Source organism: Salegentibacter maritimus (assembly GCF_016236915.1).
GTDB classification, from domain to species: Bacteria; Bacteroidota; Bacteroidia; order Flavobacteriales; family Flavobacteriaceae; genus Salegentibacter; species Salegentibacter maritimus.
The window spans coordinates 105591-129374 of sequence record NZ_JAEHOK010000006.1 but is presented as its reverse complement, the minus strand read 5'-3'; the positions used below and the strand labels follow the sequence as shown (position 1 = coordinate 129374).

Sequence of the window (23784 nt, the reverse complement as noted above, 5' to 3'; positions counted from 1 at the left end):
CTTTATTTTTGATAAGCCTGGCTATATGGCGACCAAATCTCGTAAATAGGATCTCCTTTAGAACTTTTGCCTCGATGATGCCATTTGCCATCTTTTACTTCATATTGAAATTCTAAACTGGCCCCTACGCGACTTACATCTCTTGAGAAAAACTCGATGTTTTCTGTATATTTTCCGTTTTCTGCAGTATAGGTGCCTCCACCCGATCCGTTAAATTCTTTGGTAGCCGAATTGAAGGCAACCCATTGAAACCTGCCTCCACTTAAAATCTTAATAGTGCGTCTGTCACCGGGAGTCATGGTATTCATCGTTCCGTTTCTTTGGCGACCCGTAATTACCCAGTTTCCGGTTAGAGCATCACTTTCTTCAGATATTCTTTCCCATACTTTGGTAGCTATTCCATCAGAAATTTCTAAGATATGCTCTCCTTCCCATGAAATATTAAATTCTTGTTCAGTGCCAATATTTTCGGAATTGTAAGTGTCAAAATCCCTTATTTCGGTAAGGGTTTCATCATCTAAGTTAAGTTCCCCACCTGCTGCTCCTAAAAACTCATCATTAGCCAGACTTTTAGAGCCCAGTGCAAAATAACCGTCCTGAACTATTTTAATCACCTCACGATCGGTGACCTTTTCTCCGTTCTTTTGAATTAATTTCCAGGCACCATCCAGCTCCTGAGCTGTTATAAAACCAAAACAAAATAAGAGAGGGAGTAATGTTAATTTTTTCATAAGCTAATATATTGGTATAACACAATTTACGGAAAAATTCAATAAAAAACCCCGAAATTTTCGGGGCTTACTATTGTTATTTTTCTTCTCCATATTTATCATATTCCGGATAGAGAAAGTTGTTGTATGGAAAGCGGGTAATATGTATTTTGCGAACCGCTTCGTAAACTTTTCTTCTAAAATCTTCCATATTCTCCTTATTCAAAGCCGAAATAAACAACACATTGTCTCCCATTTTGTTCATCCAGGTTTGTTTCCACTCCTTCAGGGTATAATGGGCTTTGGTTTTTTCGGTCACCAAATCATCTTCTTCAATTTCTTCGGCTTCATATTGGTCTATTTTATTAAAAACCATGATGGTTGGTTTATCATTGCTTTTAATCTCACTCATAATCTGGTTAACAGAGGCTATATGATCTTCGAAATTAGGATGGGAGATATCTACTACGTGCAATAGCAAATCGGCTTCTCTTACCTCATCTAAGGTAGATTTAAAAGACTCTACTAATTGCGTAGGTAACTTACGTATAAAACCTACTGTGTCGGTTAATAAGAAAGGTAAATTACGAATCACTACTTTTCTAACCGTGGTATCTAAGGTTGCAAAAAGCTTATTTTCTGCAAATACCTGGCTTTTGCTAATGGTATTCATTAAAGTAGATTTGCCTACATTGGTATAACCTACCAGGGCTACTCTAACCAATTGCCCGCGGTTACCGCGTTGCACTTCCATTTGCTTGTCTATGGTTTCGAGCTTTTTCTTTAGAAGCGCAATTTTATCCCTAACAATCCTACGGTCGGTTTCAATTTCTGTTTCCCCCGGGCCACGCATTCCAATACCACCACGTTGCCGTTCAAGGTGCGTCCACATACCTGCCAGTCTTGGTAATAAATATTCATATTGGGCAAGTTCTACCTGGGTCCTGGCATAACTTGTTTGGGCCCTTTGGGCAAAAATATCCAGGATTAGGGTGGTTCTATCTAAGACTTTACATTTTAATATCTTCTCAATATTCTTTTGCTGGGCAGGAGAAAGTTCATCATCAAAAATAGCGGTACCTACTTCGTTTTCATCAACAAATTCTTTTACTTCGTTCATCTTCCCGGTACCAATAAAAGTTTTAGGATTGGGTTTGTCCATATTCTGGCTAAAACGCTTTATTACTTCCCCACCGGCGGTATAAGTAAGGAACTCCAGTTCATCCAGGTATTCTTTTAGTTTATCATGCCCCTGTTCTTTGGTAACGATACCAATTAAAACAGCTTTTTCGTGGCTTAGGTCGGTTTTTTCAATCATAAATACAAAGTTACACAATAGATTGCTACTGCGATTTTGCTGAATTCATTTCAACATATTTTTAACTAAAAACATATAAAAAAAGCTGTTTGAAAAGCTTTTAAAACCGTTATCATGAAGCAAGTTCAGTTTAACGAAAATAGACTTTTCAAACAGCCTCGTATTTTTAATTCTTTAGGCTTAGATGAAATTTCTGAGCCCTGGTACAGTACCTAAAACCCATAATTGAAGCCCAGGCCAAACACCTCTCTAATTTGAAAACCCTTCACGGCATTATCATCATAAATTGCCTGAAAAATAAGATTGGTAGAGAGATAATCGTTAATCTTCATTTTCATGTTCATAGTGTAATCTATATCAACATTTTTAGGATCTTCAAGGTAGTTAGAGTAAAGGTTAAGTAAATTTTCCATGCTTACGTTCTCTATAATCTGAAATTTGGCATATCCTGAAAGCGAGGCACCAAGTTCAAAACGCATAGCTTTATTGGCGTCTACACCAAAATAATCCCCATCTACATACCCTGGTGCAGAGGTGAAATCTTTATCTACAAAAACCATTCTTCCGGTAGCCGGGGCAAGATTTACGTATAAATTTTCACTTTTTTTCCACATCATACCCGGACCAAATTGTAGGTACGCCGGCGATAAGAAGTTGGTATATTCTGTTCTGGTAGTCTCCCCTGTTTCAGCGTCTTCACCAAACTTATACCCTTTGGTTAATTGGGTTCTAAAATTAAGGAAAAGCGAATAATACCAGTTTGAGTCTTGTAGTTGTTTCCCGGCAATAGAGTTAAATTCTAAACGGTCACTGGTTTTTCTGGCAAATTCATCGCTGCGTTGTTTGGTGAGTCCGTAATCTACAAGCAATTTATTGTCCCAGGTAAAATCGTCCTTTAAATAATTGAAATTATAATCGAAGAGTAAGTTCCCGGCAATGTTGGAAGTTCCACCCCCGGTCCATTCGGCGTTAAAAGCCGATTGATTAAATAGTAATGAAATATTCCCTTCTGTAGTCCATCCTTGTTTTTGTTCTTCTTCCTCTTCCTGGGCGCTTAGGTTGAAAATCCCGCCAAATAAAGCGAGGGCAAATACTAGTTTTTTCATATTAATTTTTTGGTTTTTTGTATAAAGGTACAGACGAGCAGGCCTCGCCATACATTAAACTCTTTACCACCGGCTGCAATTTTTCGATAAGTAATAAATAGGCGTTTTTTGGAACCGGTTTATGGGCGCAGCCTTTTACGATTACAGGTTTGTCCTGTAATTCGCTAACATCTAATGTTGAAATAATTTGGGTATAAAGAACGGTTTCCAGGGTTTCTAAATCACCGGTAACTACCTTTTTTGCGTAGGCTTGTAAATAAGTGGCCAATAACATAAAGGCCCAGGCAGGAATTATAGCATCACTGGAACAGGTAAGCGCAATAAACTTGTCTTGATACTGGCTCCAGTCGTGATTTTTGGCCTGCTCCCTAAATTCACTTTCCCGTAAAACGAAACCTTCCAGGAGCCAATCTTTCACATCAAACAATACGCGTTCACCTTCAGGATAATAATCCTCAAGATTAAAGGTTATAAGTTTGCTGTTGGCTACCCGGTTTACAATTTCTTCGGCCATAATAAAGTAAAGGGTTTATGGTTAAAAGTTAATGGGTTTTTAAACTTTTAGAATCTATAAAAGTCCTAATTCCAATTTCGCTTCTTCACTTATTAAATCCTGGTTCCAGGGCGGATCGAAAGTGATCTCTACCTCGGCTTCTTTAACGGTATCTATAGAAGCGACTTTTTCTTTCACTTCCTGTGGTAAACTTTCGGCTACCGGGCAGTTGGGTGTTGTAAGGGTCATAAGGATTTTTACTTCATAATCTGTATTTACCATTACGTCGTAAATAAGCCCTAATTCGTATATGTCTACAGGAATCTCGGGGTCATAAATGGTTTTTAAAACCTTTACGATCTTTTCTCCCAATTCTTGCGTGTCTATTTCTTGCTCCATCTTATTTTAATTGTGTTTGGTATGCCACAGCATACATTTTAAGTTGTTTGACCATACTTACCAAACCATTGGCACGAGTTGGTGATAAGTGTTCTTTTAGGCCAATGTCATCTATAAACTTTGTGTCGGCTTCTATAATTTCAGAGGGATGATGATTTGAAAAAGCCCTTATTAAAATAGCTACAATCCCTTTGGTGATTATCGCATCACTATCGGCCGTAAACACCAATTTATCATCTTTTAATTCAGCGTGAACCCAAACTTTACTTTGGCAACCTTTAATAAGGTTTTCCTCAATTTTATATTTTTCTTCTATAAGCGGAAGTGCTTTTCCAAGCTCTATCATATATTCGTAACGCTGCATCCAGTCTTCGAACATGGCGAACTCATCTACAATTTCTTCCTGTATTTCCTGTATCGTTTTACTCACTGTCTTCTGTTTTTTGCAGGTTTAAAAGCTCCTGATTTTCTGCCGATAAAAATATTAAATCTTTATCGCTAATCTTTACATTTCTAATTTCAGGTAGCACTTTGCCAAAAATCTCTTCATATTCCATTTGGCCCTGGCAAAACATTTTTGTGCCTAAAGGCTGATTAAATTTTACGATAGAGTCCTGGACTTTATAGCTTGCTACAAAATTATTACAACCGGTCTTTCCCGAAAGTCGTTGTTCTTTTCCTTCAAAATTTAGGATAAATCCTTCGGAAGCAATATTTTCCCCATCCAATTCCAGCAATTTGTAATTGCCGTTAAGACCTGCGAGGTCTGCCGGGTTTTCTGAAATTTTTTCTTCTGAATTTCCGCAGGAAATCATTAAAAATGCACTTAGTATAAATAAAAGTTTCTTCATTATTTTTTGTTTAGGAAAGCATGGTTTTTGCTTTTTTAACCGCTTCAATAAAACGCTCAACTTCTTGTTTGTTATTATAGAACGAAAAAGAAGCTCTAACCGTACCGGGAATTTTATAAAAATCCATAATAGGTTGGGCGCAATGGTGGCCGGTTCTAACGGCAACTCCCATTTTGTCTACCAGGGTGCCAATATCGTAAGGGTGTAATCCTTCAATATTAAAAGAAATTACTGCAGTTTTCTCTTTAGACGTGCCGTAAATTTTCATTCCTTCAATTTCCTGAAGTTTTAAAGTGGCATAATCTAACAATTCTTCTTCGTAGCGTGCAATAGCTTCAAATCCTATGTTGTTCATATAATCTAAAGCTGCACCAAAAGCAATACCGCCACAAATATTGGGGGTACCTGCTTCAAATTTATGGGGAAGTCCGGCATAGGTTGTTTTTTCAAAACTTACCGTAGCAATCATCTCGCCACCACCCTGGTAAGGGGGTAGTTTATCGAGCCATTCTTCTTTGCCATATAAAACCCCAACTCCTGTTGGGCCACACATTTTATGTGCAGAAACCACATAGAAATCAACATCCAGCGCCTGGACATCGGCCTTAATGTGCGGTGCTGCCTGGGCACCATCTATTAAAACGGCTGCACCTTTCTCGTGGGCCTTATCTATAATTTTTTTAATAGGATTTATGGTTCCCAAAGCGTTTGAAACATGGTTTAGGAAAACCATTTTTGTTTTTTTAGAAAGCAATTCTTCGAAAGTTTCATAAATGAGCTCCCCCTCTTCGCTCATAGGGATCACCTTTAAAATTGCTCCTGTTTTTTCACAAAGCATTTGCCAGGGAACAATATTGGAGTGATGCTCTAAGGCCGAAACCAAAATTTCGTCTCCTGCCTCTAAAAAGGATGCAAAGCCGTTGGCAACCAAATTTATTCCATGGGTGGTACCTGAGGTAAATATTATTTCGTGTGCTTTTTTAGCATTGAAATGTTGTTGAATTTTTTTTCTGGCAACTTCATATTTGTCGGTTGCTTCCTGGGATAAGCTATGCACCCCACGGTGAATATTTGCGTTGTAGTTAGAATAATAGTCTACAATGGCATCCATTACCTGTTTTGGAGTTTGCGAGGTTGCCGCATTGTCTAAATATACCAGGGGATAACCATTAACTTCCCTATTTAGAATAGGGAAGTCTTTTCTAATTTTTTCAACGTTAAATGCTATGTTATTAGTAGCAATGCTCATTTTAATATGGATTTAAAGATTCTATTTAATGCTACTTTTAAAAGCAATTTATAGATTGAATCCTAATTCTACCCCTAATTTTAGGGCTATAAGTTTATTGATTCTCTTTTTAATTTCCGGAATTTTTACACTTTCCAGTACGTTGTTGGCAAAGGCATACATTAGTAAACCGCTAGCTTCTTTTCTTGGAATACCACGAGACTGCAGATAGAATAAAGCTTCTTCGTCTAATTGACCAATGGTACAGCCGTGGCTACATTTTACATCGTCTGCAAAAATCTCCAACTGAGGTTTTGAGTTTATGGTTGCTTTGTCGTTTAACAAAACATTGTTGTTAGACTGGTAAGCGTTTGTTTTTTGCGCTTCTTTTTCTACAACCACTTTTCCGTTAAAAACCCCCACCGATTTTTCATCAAAAATACCTTTGTAATCCTGGTGAGACTCACAATTAGGTTCTATATGATGCACTAAAGTGTTGTGATCTACATGTTGTTTTCCTTCGATAATGGTAACACCTTTCATGGTAGAATCTATACGTTCTCCCTTTTGATAGAAATTAAGATTGTTTCGGGTTAATTTTCCGCCAAGGGAAAAGGTATGTACCGAACAAAAGCTTTCGGTTTGTTGTTCTATATAGGTATTGTCTATTAAAGAAGCCGATAGATTATCGTTTTGAATCTTGTAATAGTCTACAATAGCGCGTTTATTGGCAAAGATTTCGGTAACCGAGTTGGTAAGTACCGGTTGTTCGGTTAAACTTTGGTGACGTTCAATAATTTGACAATGTGAATTCTCGTCTACCACAATTAGGTTACGCGGCTGCACCAAAACAGAAGATTCATTTCCGGTAGAGAAATTTATAATCTGAATAGGTTTATCGGCTAATGTGTTTTTATGAATATGTATAAAGGCACCTTCTTTGGTAAATGCCGTATTCAACGAATTTAGCCCATTTTTTGGAGCAATTTTGTTGAAATAATTATCAATTACCGGTTTGTAAAGATCTTTGTTTAGCGCCGAAGACATAAGGCAAACATCAATCTTATCGTGTGTAGTACTTGATAAGTGAGAGGAGTATATGCCGTCTATAAATACCAAATCGTAAGTGTCTATCTCGTGAATAAGGTATTTTTCAATATCTCTATATTCTATGGTATTTTCCTTCTTTGGAAAAAGACTGTAGTCTTCTTTTAAAACCGATTTTAGGGAAGTGTATTTATACTCTTCTTGCTTTCGGCTTGGAAAACCCAGGGCTTCAAAATCTTTAATTGCCTGGTTGCGTATTTTATGAAGATCATCATTCGTTCCTGTATACTCTTCTTCAAAAGCCAGAAATGATGATACTAATTTTTCTTTTAATTCCATTGCAGATTCAATTTATTTCCCCTTAAAATAAGGGAATCATAATTTTAGTGTTTTGGTTTTAAAAACGGATTATTTTTAAAGGGCTTTTTCAGCTTTAATCCATTCATAACCTCTTTCTTCCAGCTCTAGAGCAAGTTCTTTACCGCCAGACTTCACAATTTTTCCGTCTACCATTACGTGAACTACATCTGGTACAATGTAGTTAAGTAAACGTTGGTAGTGCGTAATTAGCAGTACCGCGTTGTCTTTAGTTCTAAGTTTATTAACACCATCGGCAACAATTTTAAGGGCGTCAATATCCAAACCAGAATCGGTTTCATCGAGAATAGCTAATTTTGGTTCTAACATAGCCATTTGAAAAATCTCGTTTCGCTTCTTTTCCCCTCCGGAAAAACCTTCGTTTAAAGATCTTGATAAGAACTTACGGTCTATCTCTAAACTTTCTGACTTCTCTCTAATTTTTTTCAACATTTCATTGGCCGGCATATCTTCAAGCCCGTTAGCTTTTCTATGCGCATTAATGGCGGTTTTCATAAAATTAGTAACCGAAACACCTGGAATTTCTACCGGGTATTGAAAAGAAAGAAAAATACCTTTATGGGCTCTTTCTTCAGGGTCCATTTCTGAAATTTCTGTATTTTCAAAAATGATTTCTCCCTCAGTTTGCTCAAATTCTTCTTTTCCGGCAATTACCGAAGAAAGTGTACTTTTTCCTGAACCGTTAGGTCCCATAATAGCATGAACCTCTCCAGGGTTAATGTCAAGATTAATTCCTTTAAGGATTTCTTTATCTTCTATACTCGCGTGTAAATTCTTTATTTTTAGCATAAGTTCTCTGTATGCATCCCTAATAAATGGGATTGGTTTATTATTCTTCTTCGTTTTGTTCTGTAGCCTTTTCGGTTTCCAGAATTTCTAAAATCTCTCGTATTTCTATATTTTCATCCCAGCCGTCCTGGCGCGGATTGGTAATTATCTTCCCTTTTACCTTAACAGCTACCATATCAAAATCTTCTTTTTGAAATGGCTGTACCTGTTTGGCCAATATTTTAGACATAGAGTCTATACTTACGCCATAGATAAAATCGCTACCCCGTAAAATTGCCTCGTCTCCTGCATAGATAAAATCCCCGGTTAGCGTTTGAATGCTATCGGGCACTTTTTCGGTTTCAGGTTGGTTCATTAAATCTTCCCTGCCTTCGTCCTGGCAAGAAAAGGCAGTTAGGGCAATAGCAAGGATGAGCAAAAGCTTTTTCATTCTATCAATTTTCATTTTGCTGTTTATCCTACAGATCCTTCAAGCGAAATTTCTAATAGTTTTTGGGCTTCTACTGCAAATTCCATTGGTAATTTGTTCAATACCTCTTTGCTAAATCCGTTTACAATAAGTGCAATTGCTTTTTCTGTATCAATACCACGTTGGTTACAGTAAAAAATTTGGTCTTCCCCAATTTTACTTGTCGTAGCTTCGTGCTCTACCTGTCCGGTTTTGTTTTTTACTTCAATATATGGGAAGGTGTGCGCTCCACATTTGTTACCCATTAAAAGAGAGTCACATTGTGAAAAGTTACGTGCATTTTGGGCTCTTCCGTTTATTTGTACCAATCCTCGGTAAGAATTCTGCGATTGTCCCGCCGAAATACCTTTAGAAATAATAGTGCTTTTTGTGTTTTTACCCAGGTGTACCATTTTTGTACCAGTATCTGCCTGCTGGAAATTATTGGTAACCGCAATAGAATAAAACTCTCCAATAGAATTATCTCCTTTTAAAATACAAGAAGGATATTTCCAGGTTACCGCCGATCCTGTTTCTACCTGTGTCCAGGAAATTTTTGCACCTTTTTCACAAAGTCCGCGTTTAGTAACAAAGTTAAACACGCCACCTTTTCCGTCTTTATTTCCGGGGAACCAGTTTTGAACGGTACTGTACTTAATCTCTGCATCATCTAATGCAATAAGTTCTACCACGGCAGCGTGTAGTTGGTTTTCGTCACGCATGGGAGCGGTACAACCCTCCAGGTAGCTTACATAACTTCCCGGTTCTGCCACTACCAGTGTACGTTCAAATTGTCCTGTTCCGGCCTGGTTAATTCTAAAGTAAGTAGAAAGTTCCATTGGGCATCTTACGCCCTTTGGGATGTAGCAAAACGAACCATCACTAAATACAGCCGAGTTTAATGCGGCGTAGAAGTTGTCGGTTTTAGGAACTACAGATCCAATATATTTCTTTACAAGCTCGGGATGTTCCCTAATGGCTTCTGAGATAGAACAGAAAATAATTCCTTTTTCGGCCAGGGTCTTTTTAAAAGTTGTGGTTACCGAAACAGAATCCATCACCACATCTACGGCCACACCGGCCAATTTCTTCTGCTCATCTACAGAGATCCCCAATTTCTTAAAAGTATCCAGTAATTCAGGATCTACCTCGTCTAAACTATCATATTTCGGTTTTTTATTTGGTGCCGAATAATAAGATATATTCTGGAAGTTTGGTTTTTCGTAATGTACGTTTGCCCATTCCGGCTCCTCCAGGGTTTGCCAGTAGCGAAATGCTTCTAATCGCCATTCGGTCATCCACTCTGGTTCTTCCTTCTTTTTAGAGATCGCTCTAACGATGTCTTCATTTAATCCCACAGGAAAAGTATCCGATTCAATATCGGTATAAAATCCGTACTCATATTCTTTCGTTTCGAGCTCTTTTTTTAAATCGTCTTCAGTATATGCCATTTCAATTTTTTATAAGTTAAGGTCAAAATCTAAAGTTTGAACCATTAAAGAGAAAAACTCTCTCCACATCCACAGGTTCTTTGGGCATTGGGATTGTTAAATACAAAACCTTTCCCGTTTAAGCCTCCAGAAAATTCTAAAACAGTTCCTGCCAGGTATAAAACACTGCGTTTGTCAACTACTATTTTTACATCATTATCTTCAAAAAGTTTGTCGTCTTCTGTTTTAGCTTTGTCAAATTTTAATTCGTATGACAAGCCAGAACAGCCACCGCTTTTAACACCAACACGCACAAAGTCTTGTAAATTATCAAAACCTTCATCGCTCATTAGCGCTGCAATCTTTTTTTTAGCGCTTTCGCTTACTTTTATCATAGCTAAAAAGATTAATTCTAAATTAGCTACAAATATACTATAAAACTAACGGTTTACCATAGCCTCAGTATATGTTTTAAAAATACAATGATAAGTGTTACCAATTCCTGAATTATAGGATTTGAAATGCTTAAATGATTGAAAATTAGTCTGTTTTGTGTGGTTTTATTTGTTTTTTCTAAAATTGATTTGTTAGCTTTTTTAATCTATGCCTATCTTTAGTATCGCAGTTGAATAATATTCATTTATTTTGCCAAATAAAATATACTCTTATGTTTCAGAATAGTCAGGATATGCGCACAAATCTTTCAGAATTAGGTGAATTTGGTTTAATAGATCATCTAACAAAATGTTTCGAACCTAAATTATCTTCTACCGTAAAAGGTATTGGCGACGATGCCGCGGTATTGAAATTTAATGATAAGCACACGATAGTTAGTACCGATCTTTTGGTTGAAGGTGTACATTTTGACCTTGCCTATATGCCTTTGAAACATTTGGGTTATAAGGCCGTAATGGTAAATGCATCTGATATTTACGCAATGAATGCCAAAGCCACACAAATAACTGTTTCTATTGCAGCTTCCAACCGGTTTCCGGTAGAGGCGCTAGAGGAATTATATTCTGGAATAGAACTGGCTGCAAATTTGTATAATATTGATGTTGTGGGTGGGGATACCACCTCTTCTACTTCTGGATTATTAATTAGTATTACTGTGCTGGGTGTGGCCGAAAAAGAAGATATTGTTTACAGAAGTGGAGCTAAACCAAATGATTTGCTTGTGGTAACCGGTGATCTTGGGGCTGCTTATATGGGCTTGCAAATTTTAGAGCGTGAAAAAGAAGTTTTTAAAGCCAATCCTAATGCACAGCCCGACCTGGATCCTTATACCTATTTAATTGAAAGGCAATTAAAGCCGGAAGCCAGAAAAGATATCCCACCTTTATTAAAGGAACTTGGAGTGAAACCAACCTCTATGATTGATATAAGTGATGGGCTTTCTTCTGAAATTATTCATTTGTGTAAAAACTCGCAAGTGGGGGCTAATTTATTTGAAGAGAAAATTCCGCTAGACCCTGCGGTGATTTCGGTATGTGAAGAGTTTGATATAGATAGTACCACAATAGCTTTAAGTGGCGGTGAAGACTATGAATTGCTTCTTACGATTTCACAAGATGATTACGAAAAAATAAAAGCAAACCCCAATTTAAGCATTATTGGGCATATGACCGAAGAAAAGGAAGGTATGCATTTAATTACACGTGCAAACCAAAAACTTCCCCTTATTGCTCGTGGTTGGAACTCTATGGATAATAAGGATGCAAACGAAAAATAAAATTCTCCAATAATATTACAAAGAAAACTAGGAAGCGTTGGCGTAATGCTTGCGCTTTCTTCTTTGGTGTATTTTGGCAATATAATCGTTGGTTTCCTTAAATTTTGGTGTTAACCGGGCTAAAAAGCCATTTGCAGTATCGGTCATTTCCATTCCGCATTTTTCGCATTTATATTCGTGAACATGATCTGTCACATTTTTGGAAACTCGTAGTTTATGCCCAAAAATGTTGCAAAAAACTTTAGCGAACGAAAATTTTTTGGGGGTTCTTTCCTTCATAAAAGTTTGATTCTGTTTGTTTTGAAAGTTTAAAATTATAAAAAAAAGTTAATATTTCGGTAAAAAGTTAATATTAATCGATCAAATGCAAAATTTCTCGAACTTCTGTTTGATTTTCGATAAAACACAAATGCCCATCCGGTAAACCAATAAACTTGCTATTACAGCGTTTTGCAACAGATTTTATTGTGTTGTAATCCATAACTGGGTCATTTTTTCCTGCCACTACAATTTTTTGACCCTTAAATTTTGCAAAAAGCTCCGTATGATCTGTACGAATTTTCATGCCTTTAATAGCTGCATAGATTCCGGCAGATGAAAATTGTAGGGCATGCTTCTTTAAAATTTCAATTTGAGATTTGAACTTTTTATTATTTTCAGGAGTTAATAAGTTGGATAACGCCATACTAACAAATGCTCTTTTATTTTTTAAAACCAATGCTGCCGCCCTGTTTCGGGTAACTTTTCGTTCTTCTGAATCTGCTTCGGGAGTAGAGTTCAGGAGTGCTAAACTACGAGGTATGTTAGGAAAAATATTTTGGAATTCCAAACTTACATAGCCTCCCATGGAGTGACCGGCAAATGAAGCTTTTGTAATATTTAACTCATCTAAAACCGCTTTTACTGCCCTGGCCATATCGGCCATTGTGTTTATTTCATTAAGGTTTCCTGAATCTCCGTGGCCGGGAAGGTCTATGCAAATAACCTGTCTTTTTTGAGAAAGTTCTGTGATAAAATCTTTCCAGATAATTTTAGACTCTAAAAATCCGTGTAAGAGAACAAGCGGGTTCCCGGTTCCCATACTTGTATAAGCAATAGTTGTGTCTTTATAGGTTGTTTCCATGGCTGTTTAAAATAGAAAAAGCCACGAACTCACAAATTAATTCGTGTATTCGTGGCTTTGGTTTGAAATCGTCATCCTGAACTGGTTTCAGGATCTAATATAATTCTAGTTAGTCTCATGTTAGAAGCTGAAATAAATTCAGCTTGACGGTAAAATAAACTGATCTAGTTGTAAGAATTATTCGATTAAGAATTCATAATTTCTTCAATCTCTTCAATTTCAATAGGAATATTACGCATTAGGTTGAAGGGCTCTCCTTCTTTTTGAATCACCACATCATCTTCTAATCGAATTCCGAAACCTTCATCGGGGAGATAAATTCCCGGTTCTACCGTAAATACCTGGTTAGGTTTCATGGGTTCGGTTAGAATTCCATAATCGTGCGTGTCCAGGCCAATATTATGGGCTGTACCGTGCATAAAATACTTTTTATAAGCCGGCCATTTTGGGTCTTCATTTTGAACATCTGCCTTGTCCAGTAATCCAAGATCCAGTAATTCTGAAGTCATTAATTTACCTACCTCTTTATGGTATTCAGCCCAAATAGTACCGGGCACCAGCCACTTGGTAGCTTCTTTTTTTACTTTGTTTACGGCATTGTAAATTTGTTTCTGACGTTCTGAAAACCTTCCTGAAACCGGGATGGTTCTGGTCATATCACTAGAGTAATTTGCATATTCTGCTCCGGTGTCAAGAAGTATTAGGTCTCCTTCTTTACATTGCTGGTTGTTTTCGGTATAATGCAAAACATTTGCATTATTTCCACTGGCAATAATTGGGGTATAGGCAAATCCGCGGCTACGGTTTCTTATCATTTCGTGCCAGTATTCGGCCTCAATTTCGTGCTCCCATACTCCGGGTTTGGTGAATTTTAAAGCTCTGCGGAAAGCTTTTTCGGTAATGTCGCAGGCTTTTTGCATTAAATCCAGCTCAATAGGGTCTTTGACTGAACGTAGTCTTTGTAAAATAGGATTGCTTTTTGCTACCTGGTGCGCCGGATACTTTTCTTTACACCATTTTATAAATCTTTCGTCGCGGGTTTCGGTTTGTACATTGGCTCGATAATGCTCGTTGGTATTAAAATATACCGTTTCACATTGAGTCATTACTTCAAAGAAAATTTTTTCAAAATCCTGAAGCCAGTAAACCGTTTCAATACCGCTAACTTCTAAAGCCTTTTTCTTATCTAATTTTGCACCTTCCCACACGGCAATATGCGCATTGGTTTCGGTTAAAAATAAAATTTCTCGATGTTCCGGTTTTGGAGCATCTGGGAAAAGCACTAAAATTGCTTCTTCCTGGTCTACACCGCTTAAGTAAAATAAGTCCCTGTTCTGTTGAAAAGGCATGGTGCTATCTGCCCCAATAGGGTAAATATCGTTTGCATTAAAAACCGCCAGACTGTTAGGTTTCATCCCTGCCATAAAGCTTTTGCGGTTTTTTATAAATAACTTACTGTCTATTTGATCGTATCTCATATTTATTAATTTAAAACCTTTAGGTTTATATTTGGTTTTCTTAGTTAAAAAAGTATTTTGTAACGTCATCCTGAATTTATTTCAGAGCCTGCCCCGATTATTTTCTCGGGGATCTAAGTTTTAGTATTAAAAACATATTAGAAGCTAAAACAAGTTCAACTTGACGGGAAATAATTTATTTAGTTTTTTGTTGTGTTTGCAAAGTTATCAATATAATACAGAGGAAAAAACCTCTCAATAAGCCCATAAATTCTTATCTAAAGACTATAATTTGATTTTGTGTCAAGTTTTGGTGTGTTTAATTTCGATTATTGGATGAACAGTTCCTTGCTTATTCAAATATATTCAGCCTGTTTTTAAGCGCTAAATTTTCCTTTTGTAGTTTTCTTACCTGTCCTAATAAATGCTGAATAGCTTCCAGTCCCTCTAAGTTTATGTCCAGATCGTAATGCAATCTTCGCAAGCTTTCAAATTCTGAAATAGTATCACAATGCACATATTGGGTTTCTTCCACGGTAATAATTTCTATAAGTCCGCTTTCGTGTAATGAACGCACAAAAGTGCTTTCTACCCGGTACTTTGCGCAAATCTCATTGGTGGGTATTAAATCTTCTAAATTCATGAGCGTAATTTTTGAAGTTCTTTAAATAATTCTTTTTCACGAGTACTTAAATTATCGGGCATTTTTACATTGTAGGTAATTATTAAGTCTCCAAACTGATTCTCTTTTTTGTACTTAGGAAAACCTTTGCCTTTTAATTTCACTTTGGTTCCGGTTTGGGTCTCGGGTTTCACTTTTAATTTCACTTTTCCATTAAAAGTATCCACGGTAATTTCTCCCCCCAGTAAGGCGGTATATAAATCCAGGTCTACCTGGCTAAACAAATGCTCTTTTTCACGTTTAAATTTGGTGTTATTTATAATATTAAAAGTAATATAGAGATCGCCTTTTGGCCCGCCCTGAACGCCGGGACCGCCGTGTCCTTTAATTTTAATGGTTTGTCCGTTTTCAACACCTGCAGGAATTGTAAGCCTAATGCTCTTTCCGTTTACACTAAGAGTTTGTTTGTGGCTGGTGTATACGTCGCTTATTTTTAGTTGAAGCTCGGCATTAAAATCCTGACCTTTAAAATGATGGCCGCGACCTGAACCATGGGCCCTCGCCCTGCTGCCAAACATTTCCTCAAAAAAATCTGAAAAAGTATCTTCGTCAAAATTTCCCGAATAGGAATAACTTCCATGGCTGCCTCCAAATCCGGTATTTCCAAACCCGCCGCCGGTATAGGTTCTGCCGCCGGAGGCTTGTTGCTGTTTTCGGGCTTCTTCATAGGCATCGGCGTGTTGCCAATCTTTTCCGTATTGGTCGTATTTTTTTCGTTTTTCAGGATCGCTCAACACCTCGTTGGCTTCATTTATCTGCTGAAACCTTAGCTGTGCTTCTTTATTATTGGGGTTGAGGTCTGGATGATACTTTCGGGCCAGTTTACGATAAGCTTTTTTAATATCGGCCTGGCTGGCAGATTTGTCTAATTCCAATAATTTGTAATAGTCTATAAAATCCATAAAATTTTATGTTGAAATTATATCTCCTGAAATTACTAAAAAGCTGGCTTACTTTCCATTAAGTTTTCGTGAAATAAGGTGTGTCGTATTAGCAAGGGAAATGCTGGGATTATTCTTTCTTTTGTAAATCTTTTGTGATTTTTATAAGAAATAATATTCGAAAACACAGGATTTAATGGCTGAAAAAGAGTTGGTTATTGGTTTTTGGGCTTCAATTTTACAGGTGATTTATTAAGCGTTTTCTAAAATTTTTACTGTTGAAATTAAATTGTAGCTATTGCTGGGTTTAATTTTTAATATGAAGTTAATTTGTGTTTTTTAATTTTCATTTGTAATCAAATGTGATTTATTAGCTTTTTTTATGAAATATTAGTTCAATATTTGTTTCAACATTAATACTTAAAACTTTAAAATTGTGTGTGGAATTGTTTGTGCTTTCGATTTAAAAGAAAGGTCTGAAGATTTAAGACCTCAGATATTAGAAATGGCTAAAAGTTTAAGGCATCGTGGCCCGGACTGGAGTGGAATTTATAGTGATGAAAAAGCTATTTTGGCGCATGAGCGACTGGCCATTGTAGATCCAATTTCTGGAGGACAGCCTTTACTGTCTGAGGATAAGCAGCTTGTACTTGCTGCGAATGGGGAAATCTATAACCATAAAGATTTAAGAAGTCAATTTCCAAATTATAATTTTCAAACAGAATCTGATTGCGAGGTTATTCTTGCGCTTTATAAAGATAAAGGCGATAGCTTTTTAGATGAATTAAACGGGATCTTTGGTTTTGCTATCTATGATGCCGAAAATGATGAGTATCTTATTGCTCGCGACCATATGGGGATTATTCCTTTATATATAGGTTGGGATCAAAATGGAACTTTTTATGTGGCTTCAGAATTAAAAGCTTTGGAAGGGAAATGTGCTAAGATTGAATTATTTCCTCCGGGGCATTATCTATCAAGTAAGAAAGAAGGTTTTCAAAAGTGGTATGAGCGTGACTGGATGGAGTATGATGCCGTAAAGGACAATGAAACCAGTATTGAAGATTTAAAGGAGGCTCTTGAAAGAGCAGTGCACCGTCAATTAATGAGTGATGTACCGTATGGTGTATTGCTTTCGGGTGGCTTAGATTCTTCAATTACTTCAGCAGTTGCTAAACTGTATGCTGAAAAAAGGATAGAGAGCGACGATAAAGATGCGGCCTGGTACCCAAGATTACACTCTTTTGCCATTGGCTTAGAGGGATCGCCAGACCTTGCTGCTGCTCAAAAAGTAGCCGATCATTTAGATACAGTACATCATGAGGTGAAATTTACCATTCAAGAAGGTTTGGATGCTATTAAAGATGTTATTTATCATTTAGAAACTTATGATGTAACTACGATTAGAGCGTCTACGCCTATGTATTTAATGGCTAGAACTATTAAATCTTTGGGGATTAAGATGGTGCTTTCGGGTGAAGGATCTGATGAATTGTTTGGTGGGTATCTTTACTTCCATAAGGCCCCCAATGCCAAAGAATTTCACGAAGAGACCGTTAGGAAATTAGATAAATTACATCAATATGATTGTTTGCGGGCAAATAAATCTCTTTCTGCCTGGGGAATTGAAGGACGTGTTCCATTCCTAGACAAAGAGTTTATGGATGTGGCCATGAGAATAAACCCTAAGGATAAGATGATTACCGGCGAACGCATTGAAAAATGGGTGCTAAGAAAGGCATTTGAAGATTATTTGCCAGAAAGTGTAGCCTGGAGACAAAAAGAACAATTTTCTGACGGGGTTGGTTATAGTTGGATAGATACTCTTAAAGAATTGGTGAATGCAGAGGTAAGTGATGAACAGCTTGAAAATGCACACTTTAAATTCCCAATTCAGCCACCATCTAGCAAGGAAGAATATTATTACCGTACTATTTTTGCGAATCATTTTCCAAGCGATGCCGCAGCAAAATCTGTACCTTCTGTACCTTCTGTAGCTTGCAGTACTCCAACTGCCTTAGAGTGGGATGAGTCTTTTAAAAATATGAACGATCCATCGGGTAGAGCAGTAGCCAATGTTCACTCCGATAGTTATTAAAAGATTGGTAAATCCAATTGAAACTTAGGTTTTATTGGCACAGTCAAATAATATAATACCTCGAAGTTTGCCTCGAGATAGTTTACTAAAAAGCTACCTGAATCCAGGTAGCTTTTTTATTGGTACGCCTAAGAGTGTAATGTCCCTAAGTAGTTTACGAAGTTTTTTACCGGGTAGTTCAGATTTAAACATTACCGATCTTCGTTGGGTAATTTAATCTTAACATAGTTTGTGAATTGTGGAAGCGGCATCTCTTTGAATTCTACCAAAAAACTGCATTTACTTTATGAGACATATTGGTTAACTAAAGGTTTTAGCTCTTGGTAATATAGGAAATGCAAATAATGATATTCAACAAAATTATTGCTTACTTATATTTATTCTAAATAGCCCTATAAACAGGCTTGAAAGTTTGTCAGTAAGTGATTTGCAGTGTATTTTTGCTGTTAAATTTCTATAAAATTATCAAACCAATGGGTGGATTTCTAAATTCAACCATAGCAAGAAAATTTGCTATGGCCTTATCGGGACTATTTCTGGTCTTATTTTTAGCTCAGCATTTTAGCATCAATTTTATTTCGGTATTTAGTAAAGACGTATTTAATGAGGTTTCCCACTTTATGGGGACCAACTTCTTTGTGCAGGCTTTATTGCAACCCATATTGATTTTTGGGGTAATTTTCCATTTTATAATGGGTTTTATCCTGGAAGCGAAAAACCGTGGAGCAAGAAACGTTAAGTATATTAAGTTTGCCGGAAATGAAAACTCAAGTTGGGTATCAAGAAATATGATTTACTCAGGCCTTGTAGTTTTAGCTTTTTTAGCACTTCACTTCTACGATTTTTGGTTTCCGGAAATGATACACAAATACGTAGAGTCTCATCCCGAAGATGCTACTCGTTATTACGGTGAGTTGGTTGCGAAATTCGAAAGCCCGGTTAGAACAATATTATACGTGGTTTCATTTGTATTTTTGGCCCTACACCTTTATCATGGGTTTTCTTCTTCTTTTCAGTCTATGGGATGGAGAAATAAATATGCCAAAGGACTTAGAGGATTCACCAAAGCTTATGCAATCGTTATACCGCTAGGATTTATTTTTATAGCCCTTTTTCACTATATTAATAACCTTTAATAAGTAAGATTTATGTCAGTTTTAGATTCAAAAATACCTAAAGGGCCTCTAGCAGAGAAGTGGACCAATCATAAAAACAATATCGATCTTGTTAACCCTGCCAACAAGCGTAATATAGACGTTATTGTAGTAGGAACAGGACTTGCAGGAGGAGCTGCAGCTGCAACCCTTGCAGAGTTAGGTTATAATGTAAAAACATTTTGTTATCAGGATTCTCCAAGACGTGCACACTCTATTGCGGCTCAGGGAGGAATTAACGCCTCTAAGAATTACCAGGGCGATGGAGATTCAGATTATCGCTTGTTTTACGATACCGTAAAAGGTGGTGATTACCGCTCCCGTGAAGCAAACGTTTACCGTCTTGCTGAGGTGTCAGGAAATATTATAGATCAATGTGTGGCACAGGGAGTTCCTTTTGCCCGTGAATATGGTGGTTATCTTGACAACCGTTCTTTTGGAGGAGTATTGGTATCCCGTACTTTTTACGCAAAAGGGCAAACAGGACAACAGTTGTTGTTGGGAGCATATTCGGCAATGAACCGCCAAATTAACCGTGGGAAAATCAAGCCTTATAACCGTCACGAAATGATGGATTTGGTATTGGTAGGCGGTAAAGCGCGTGGAATAATTGCGAGAAATATGGTTACCGGCGAGATTGAGCGCCACTCGGCACACGCCGTGGTATTGGCTTCCGGTGGTTACGGAAATGTATTCTTCCTTTCTACAAATGCGATGGGAAGTAACGTAACAGCTGCCTGGAGAGCACACCGTAGAGGAGCTTATTTTGCCAACCCTTGTTATACACAAATTCACCCAACTTGTATTCCGGTTTCCGGAGATCATCAGTCTAAATTAACATTGATGTCTGAGTCTCTAAGGAATGATGGACGAATTTGGGTGCCTAAGAAAAAAGAAGATGCTGAGGCTATAAGGGCAGGGAAGAAAAAACCAACCGAGCTTTCAGAAGAAGAAAGAGATTACTATTTAGAGCGTCGCTATCCGGCTTTTGGTAACCTTGTACCACGTGATGTGGCTTCAAGAGCGGCTAAAGAGCGTTGTGATGCCGGTTTTGGAGTTAATAAAACCGGGCAGGCAGTATTTCTTGATTTCTCCAGTGCCATTGAACGCTACGGAAAAGAAAAAGCTTTTACTTCGGGACATAAAAACCCTTCGAAAGAAGAAGTTACAAAACTTGGAAAAGAAGTTGTGGCTGCAAAATATGGAAACCTCTTCGATATGTATAACAAGATCGTAGACCAGAACCCATATGAAACCCCAATGATGATATACCCGGCTGTGCACTATACTATGGGTGGTCTTTGGGTAGATTATAACCTGCAAACAACCATTCCCGGTTGCTATGCTGCAGGAGAAGCCAACTTCTCTGACCATGGTGCCAATAGGCTTGGTGCTTCGGCATTAATGCAAGGTTTGGCAGATGGTTATTTCGTGCTGCCTTATACTATTGGTAATTATTTATCGGATGATATTCGTACCGGAGCAATTTCTACAGATTCTCCAGAATTTGAGGAAACCGAAAAAGCCGTAAAAGAACGTATCGAGAAGTTAATGAATGCCAACGGAAACAAATCTGTAGATTCCTATCATAAGGAATTAGGTTTGATTATGTGGAACAAATGCGGAATGGCTCGTAATGAAAAGGGACTAAAGGAAGCTGTTGAAGAAATTGCGGCTTTAAGAGAAGATTTCTGGAAGAATGTAAAAGTTCCCGGAAGTGCTACTTCTAAGAACGCAGAGCTTGAGAAGGCCGGACGTGTAGCAGATTTTCTGGAGTTAGGTGAGTTATTTGCTAAAGATGCTTTGCATAGAAATGAATCATGTGGAGGGCATTTTAGGGAAGAATACCAAACCGAAGAGGGAGAAGCATTAAGGGACGATGAAAACTTTAAATATGTTGCTGCCTGGGAATATAAAGGAAAACCCGCAGATGCAGTTCTTCACAAAGAAGACCTGGTATTTGAAAATATAGAATTGAAAACAAGAAGTTACAAGTAAGTTCATAGTGAATGGTTAATTGTTAATGGAAAAGATAAAATCATTCGAAGATTTAGTCTGCTGGCAAAAAGGTAGGGCTATTCGAATGGAGATTTCTCAACTTATTAAACAATTTCCTGCTGAAGAAAAATTTGAATTGGTTTCCCAAATGAGAAGGGCTTCTCGATCGGTAACTCATAATTTAGCTGAAGGGTATGGAAGATTTCATTTTAAGGAAAATATCCAGTTCTGTAGAGTTTCCAGAGGCTCGCTTTATGAAATAAAGGATCAGTTAATCACTGCACTGGATGAACAGTATATTGACGAGAAAAAATTTGAAAAATTAAAGAAAAAAGTTGAAGAAGGAATAGTTGTTTTGAATGGCTATATTAATTATTTGAAAAAAGCAGATAAATCCTATTAACTTTTAACACTTAACTTTTAACGATTATGAAGTTAACACTTAAAATATGGCGTCAGGAAAGTGCCACGGCTAAAGGAAAAATGGTAGATTATCCTATAGATGGGATAGACGGGGATATGTCTTTTCTTGAAATGCTGGATATACTTAACGAGCAGTTGGTAGAGAAAGGAGAAGATACTATTCAGTTTGATCACGATTGTCGTGAAGGAATTTGTGGTTCTTGTTCACTCCAAATTAATGGAGAGCCTCACGGGCCTGATAAACTAATCGCTACCTGCCAGTTGCATATGCGTTCTTTTAAGGATGGAGATACTATTTATATAGAACCATTTAGAGCCAAGGCGTTTCCGGTAGTAAAAGATCTTATTGTAGACAGGAGTGCTTTTGACCGAATTCAGCAGGCCTGGGGTTATGTTTCGGTAAATACATCAGGAAACACCGTAGATGCCAACACGATTCCGGTAGAAAAAGAAAAAGCCGATGAGTCTTTTAACGCAGCAACCTGTATTGGCTGTGGAGCTTGTGTAGCGGCTTGTAAAAATGCAAGTGCTATGCTTTTCACTTCGGCAAAAGTTTCTCAATATGCCTTGCTACCTCAGGGTCAGGTAGAAGCTACTGAGCGTGTTCAGGCCATGGTTAGGCAAATGGACGAGGAAGGTTTTGGAAACTGTAGTAATACGGGAGCTTGTGAAATTGAATGTCCAAAAGGAATTTCTTTAGACAATATTGCACGTATGAACCGTGAATATCTTTCGGCCAGTACCAAAGGATAAAACTTCCTTAAATAAGAACAAATCAATCCCAAATTCTTTTCGAATTTGGGATTTTTTATGCAACTTATTTGAAAATTGACTACATGCCAAATTTTAAAAACCTTCCCTCAAAACTTCCAGCCGGGAAAACCAGTATATTTTCGGTAATGAGTGGGCTTGCAAGAAAGCATAAAGCCATAGATCTCTCTCAAGGCTTCCCAAATTTTGAAACCGATAATCATTTAAAAGACTTGGTTTGTAAAGCGATGAAAGATGGCTATAACCAATATCCGCCAATGAGTGGTATCCCGGAGCTGCGAGAGCAAATAGTTTCTAAAATTGAAAATCTCTACGGAAAGAAGTATAACGAAGCTTCTGAAATTGTTTTAACTGCTGGTGCAACCCAGGCTTTATATGGCGCTATAACTGCTTTTGTACACCCCGGTGATGAGGTGATTGTTTTTAAGCCGGCTTACGATTCTTATGAGCCCGATATTAAACTAGCCGGAGGAAAACCTGTTTTAGTAGAACTAAAAGGAAAAGATTTTAAAATAGACTGGCAGGAAGTTGAGGCAAAAATCACTTCCAAAACTAGGATGATCATAATTAATACTCCACATAACCCCACAGGTACGGTACTTTCAAAAGGTGATATGCAGCAACTGGAAGCATTGCTTAAAAAAACCAATATTATCTTATTAAGTGATGAAGTTTATGAGCACCTTATCTACGATGATGAAGTACATGAAAGTGCGTCAAAATTCCCTGGTTTAGCTGAAAGAGCTATTGTTTGTGCTTCTTTTGGGAAAACTTTTCATAATACCGGTTGGAAAATGGGCTACTGTGTTGCTCCCGAAGTTTTAATGAAAGAAATCATAAAACTTCACCAAGCTACCGTGTTTTGTGTAAATCATCCTATGCAGCGTGCTTTTGCAGAGTACCTGAAAAAACCAGAGCATTATCTGCAATTAGGTGATTTTTATCAGCAAAAACGGGATAAATTTTTCGACTTAATGCAAGGTTCAGGGTTTAAGGGAACTCCTTCTAAAGGAACTTATTTTCAGGTAATGGATTATTCAAAAATTACCGACGAGCCCGATGTTGATTTTGCAAAACGATTAATTACTGAACATGGACTTGCTACCATACCGGTTTCTGTATTTCATAAAAATGGGAAAGATCATAAACAGTTGCGTTTCTGCTTTGCCAAAACAGACGAAACCCTGGAAAAAGCAGCTGAGATTTTACATAAATTATAACACCAGGTTTGTCTGAAAAGCCTGGTTGCGTCAAGCTGAACTCGTTTC

At 37.4% G+C, this 23784-nt stretch carries 25 protein-coding genes; 7 read left to right on the top strand and 18 right to left on the bottom strand.

Going from position 1 to position 23784, the window contains the following annotated elements; genetic code table 11:
• Positions 1 to 2: 2 nt before the first annotated feature.
• The 13 genes from I6U49_RS06445 to I6U49_RS06385 form a co-directional block, all read right to left on the bottom strand.
• On the bottom strand, positions 3 to 731 hold the full coding sequence (locus I6U49_RS06445; RefSeq protein WP_198628033.1) for a hypothetical protein: 729 nt from the start codon (positions 729 to 731) through the stop codon (positions 3 to 5).
• 76 nt (positions 732 to 807) lie between these two features.
• Entirely contained in the window at positions 808 to 2028 is a 1221-nt protein-coding gene (gene hflX, locus I6U49_RS06440) for a GTPase HflX (RefSeq protein WP_193710065.1), read from the bottom strand.
• A 212-nt stretch (positions 2029 to 2240) separates the two neighbouring features.
• Entirely contained in the window at positions 2241 to 3134 is an 894-nt protein-coding gene (locus tag I6U49_RS06435; RefSeq protein ID WP_198628032.1) for a DUF3078 domain-containing protein, read from the bottom strand.
• A gap of 1 nt (position 3135) precedes the next feature.
• Entirely contained in the window at positions 3136 to 3648 is a 513-nt protein-coding gene (locus I6U49_RS06430) for a DUF2480 family protein (RefSeq protein WP_198628031.1), read from the bottom strand.
• Between the two features lie 54 nt (positions 3649 to 3702).
• Positions 3703 to 4026 carry an iron-sulfur cluster assembly protein gene (locus tag I6U49_RS06425; protein WP_193710068.1) on the bottom strand — a complete coding sequence of 108 codons (324 nt, stop codon included), beginning with the start codon at positions 4024 to 4026 and terminating at the stop codon, positions 3703 to 3705.
• 1 nt (position 4027) lies between these two features.
• Positions 4028 to 4405: a SufE family protein gene (locus I6U49_RS06420; protein WP_193710611.1), complete on the bottom strand. Its 378-nt coding sequence runs from the start codon at positions 4403 to 4405 to the stop codon at positions 4028 to 4030.
• 43 nt (positions 4406 to 4448) lie between these two features.
• The gene (locus tag I6U49_RS06415; protein ID WP_198628030.1) at positions 4449 to 4877 is read right to left on the bottom strand and encodes an META domain-containing protein; all 429 of its coding nucleotides are present in this window, start codon (positions 4875 to 4877) and stop codon (positions 4449 to 4451) included.
• 10 nt (positions 4878 to 4887) lie between these two features.
• On the bottom strand, positions 4888 to 6126 hold the full coding sequence (locus I6U49_RS06410) for an aminotransferase class V-fold PLP-dependent enzyme (protein ID WP_198628029.1): 1239 nt from the start codon (positions 6124 to 6126) through the stop codon (positions 4888 to 4890).
• A gap of 48 nt (positions 6127 to 6174) precedes the next feature.
• Entirely contained in the window at positions 6175 to 7491 is a 1317-nt protein-coding gene (gene sufD, locus I6U49_RS06405; protein ID WP_193710071.1) for a Fe-S cluster assembly protein SufD, read from the bottom strand.
• 75 nt (positions 7492 to 7566) lie between these two features.
• Entirely contained in the window at positions 7567 to 8319 is a 753-nt protein-coding gene (sufC, locus tag I6U49_RS06400; RefSeq protein ID WP_198628028.1) for a Fe-S cluster assembly ATPase SufC, read from the bottom strand.
• Positions 8320 to 8359: 40 nt separating this feature from the next.
• A complete protein-coding gene (locus I6U49_RS06395) occupies positions 8360 to 8764 on the bottom strand; it encodes a hypothetical protein (RefSeq protein WP_198628027.1) in 405 nt (134 codons plus the stop codon).
• Between the two features lie 8 nt (positions 8765 to 8772).
• Positions 8773 to 10218, bottom strand: a complete 1446-nt coding sequence (gene sufB, locus I6U49_RS06390) for a Fe-S cluster assembly protein SufB (protein WP_198628026.1) — start codon at positions 10216 to 10218, stop codon at positions 8773 to 8775.
• Between the two features lie 44 nt (positions 10219 to 10262).
• The gene (locus I6U49_RS06385; protein ID WP_193710075.1) at positions 10263 to 10592 is read right to left on the bottom strand and encodes a HesB/IscA family protein; all 330 of its coding nucleotides are present in this window, start codon (positions 10590 to 10592) and stop codon (positions 10263 to 10265) included.
• 272 nt (positions 10593 to 10864) lie between these two features.
• On the opposite strand from I6U49_RS06385, the gene thiL reads away from it, so the two are divergent.
• Positions 10865 to 11929: a thiamine-phosphate kinase gene (thiL, locus tag I6U49_RS06380; RefSeq protein WP_198628025.1), complete on the top strand. Its 1065-nt coding sequence runs from the start codon at positions 10865 to 10867 to the stop codon at positions 11927 to 11929.
• A 27-nt stretch (positions 11930 to 11956) separates the two neighbouring features.
• On the opposite strand, the gene I6U49_RS06375 is transcribed toward thiL, so the two are convergent.
• The 5 genes from I6U49_RS06375 to I6U49_RS06355 form a co-directional block, all read right to left on the bottom strand.
• A complete protein-coding gene (locus I6U49_RS06375; RefSeq protein ID WP_198628024.1) occupies positions 11957 to 12208 on the bottom strand; it encodes a hypothetical protein in 252 nt (83 codons plus the stop codon).
• A 73-nt stretch (positions 12209 to 12281) separates the two neighbouring features.
• Positions 12282 to 13052 (bottom strand): alpha/beta fold hydrolase, encoded by a 771-nt coding sequence (locus tag I6U49_RS06370; RefSeq protein ID WP_198628023.1) that lies wholly within the window; start codon positions 13050 to 13052, stop codon positions 12282 to 12284.
• Between the two features lie 185 nt (positions 13053 to 13237).
• Positions 13238 to 14530, bottom strand: coding sequence for an aminopeptidase P family protein (locus I6U49_RS06365; protein ID WP_198628022.1), 1293 nt, complete (start codon positions 14528 to 14530; stop codon positions 13238 to 13240).
• A gap of 331 nt (positions 14531 to 14861) precedes the next feature.
• Positions 14862 to 15152, bottom strand: coding sequence for a chaperone modulator CbpM (locus tag I6U49_RS06360; protein ID WP_198628021.1), 291 nt, complete (start codon positions 15150 to 15152; stop codon positions 14862 to 14864).
• Positions 15149 to 16093, bottom strand: coding sequence for a DnaJ C-terminal domain-containing protein (locus I6U49_RS06355; protein WP_198628020.1), 945 nt, complete (start codon positions 16091 to 16093; stop codon positions 15149 to 15151). The genes I6U49_RS06360 and I6U49_RS06355 overlap by 4 nt, the downstream gene beginning before the upstream one ends.
• Positions 16094 to 16508: 415 nt before the next feature.
• Between I6U49_RS06355 and asnB the strand changes: the two genes are divergently transcribed.
• From asnB to I6U49_RS06325, 6 genes are all read left to right on the top strand, one after another.
• The gene (asnB, locus tag I6U49_RS06350; RefSeq protein WP_198628019.1) at positions 16509 to 18170 is read left to right on the top strand and encodes an asparagine synthase B; all 1662 of its coding nucleotides are present in this window, start codon (positions 16509 to 16511) and stop codon (positions 18168 to 18170) included.
• Positions 18171 to 18643: 473 nt separating this feature from the next.
• Positions 18644 to 19306, top strand: a complete 663-nt coding sequence (locus tag I6U49_RS06345) for a succinate dehydrogenase cytochrome b subunit (protein ID WP_198628018.1) — start codon at positions 18644 to 18646, stop codon at positions 19304 to 19306.
• A gap of 12 nt (positions 19307 to 19318) precedes the next feature.
• A complete protein-coding gene (locus tag I6U49_RS06340; protein WP_193710084.1) occupies positions 19319 to 21322 on the top strand; it encodes a fumarate reductase/succinate dehydrogenase flavoprotein subunit in 2004 nt (667 codons plus the stop codon).
• Between the two features lie 25 nt (positions 21323 to 21347).
• The gene (locus tag I6U49_RS06335; RefSeq protein ID WP_193710085.1) at positions 21348 to 21725 is read left to right on the top strand and encodes a four helix bundle protein; all 378 of its coding nucleotides are present in this window, start codon (positions 21348 to 21350) and stop codon (positions 21723 to 21725) included.
• A 26-nt stretch (positions 21726 to 21751) separates the two neighbouring features.
• The gene (locus I6U49_RS06330) at positions 21752 to 22498 is read left to right on the top strand and encodes a succinate dehydrogenase/fumarate reductase iron-sulfur subunit (RefSeq protein WP_193710086.1); all 747 of its coding nucleotides are present in this window, start codon (positions 21752 to 21754) and stop codon (positions 22496 to 22498) included.
• Between the two features lie 83 nt (positions 22499 to 22581).
• Entirely contained in the window at positions 22582 to 23736 is a 1155-nt protein-coding gene (locus tag I6U49_RS06325; RefSeq protein WP_198628017.1) for a methionine aminotransferase, read from the top strand.
• Positions 23737 to 23784 lie beyond the last annotated feature (48 nt).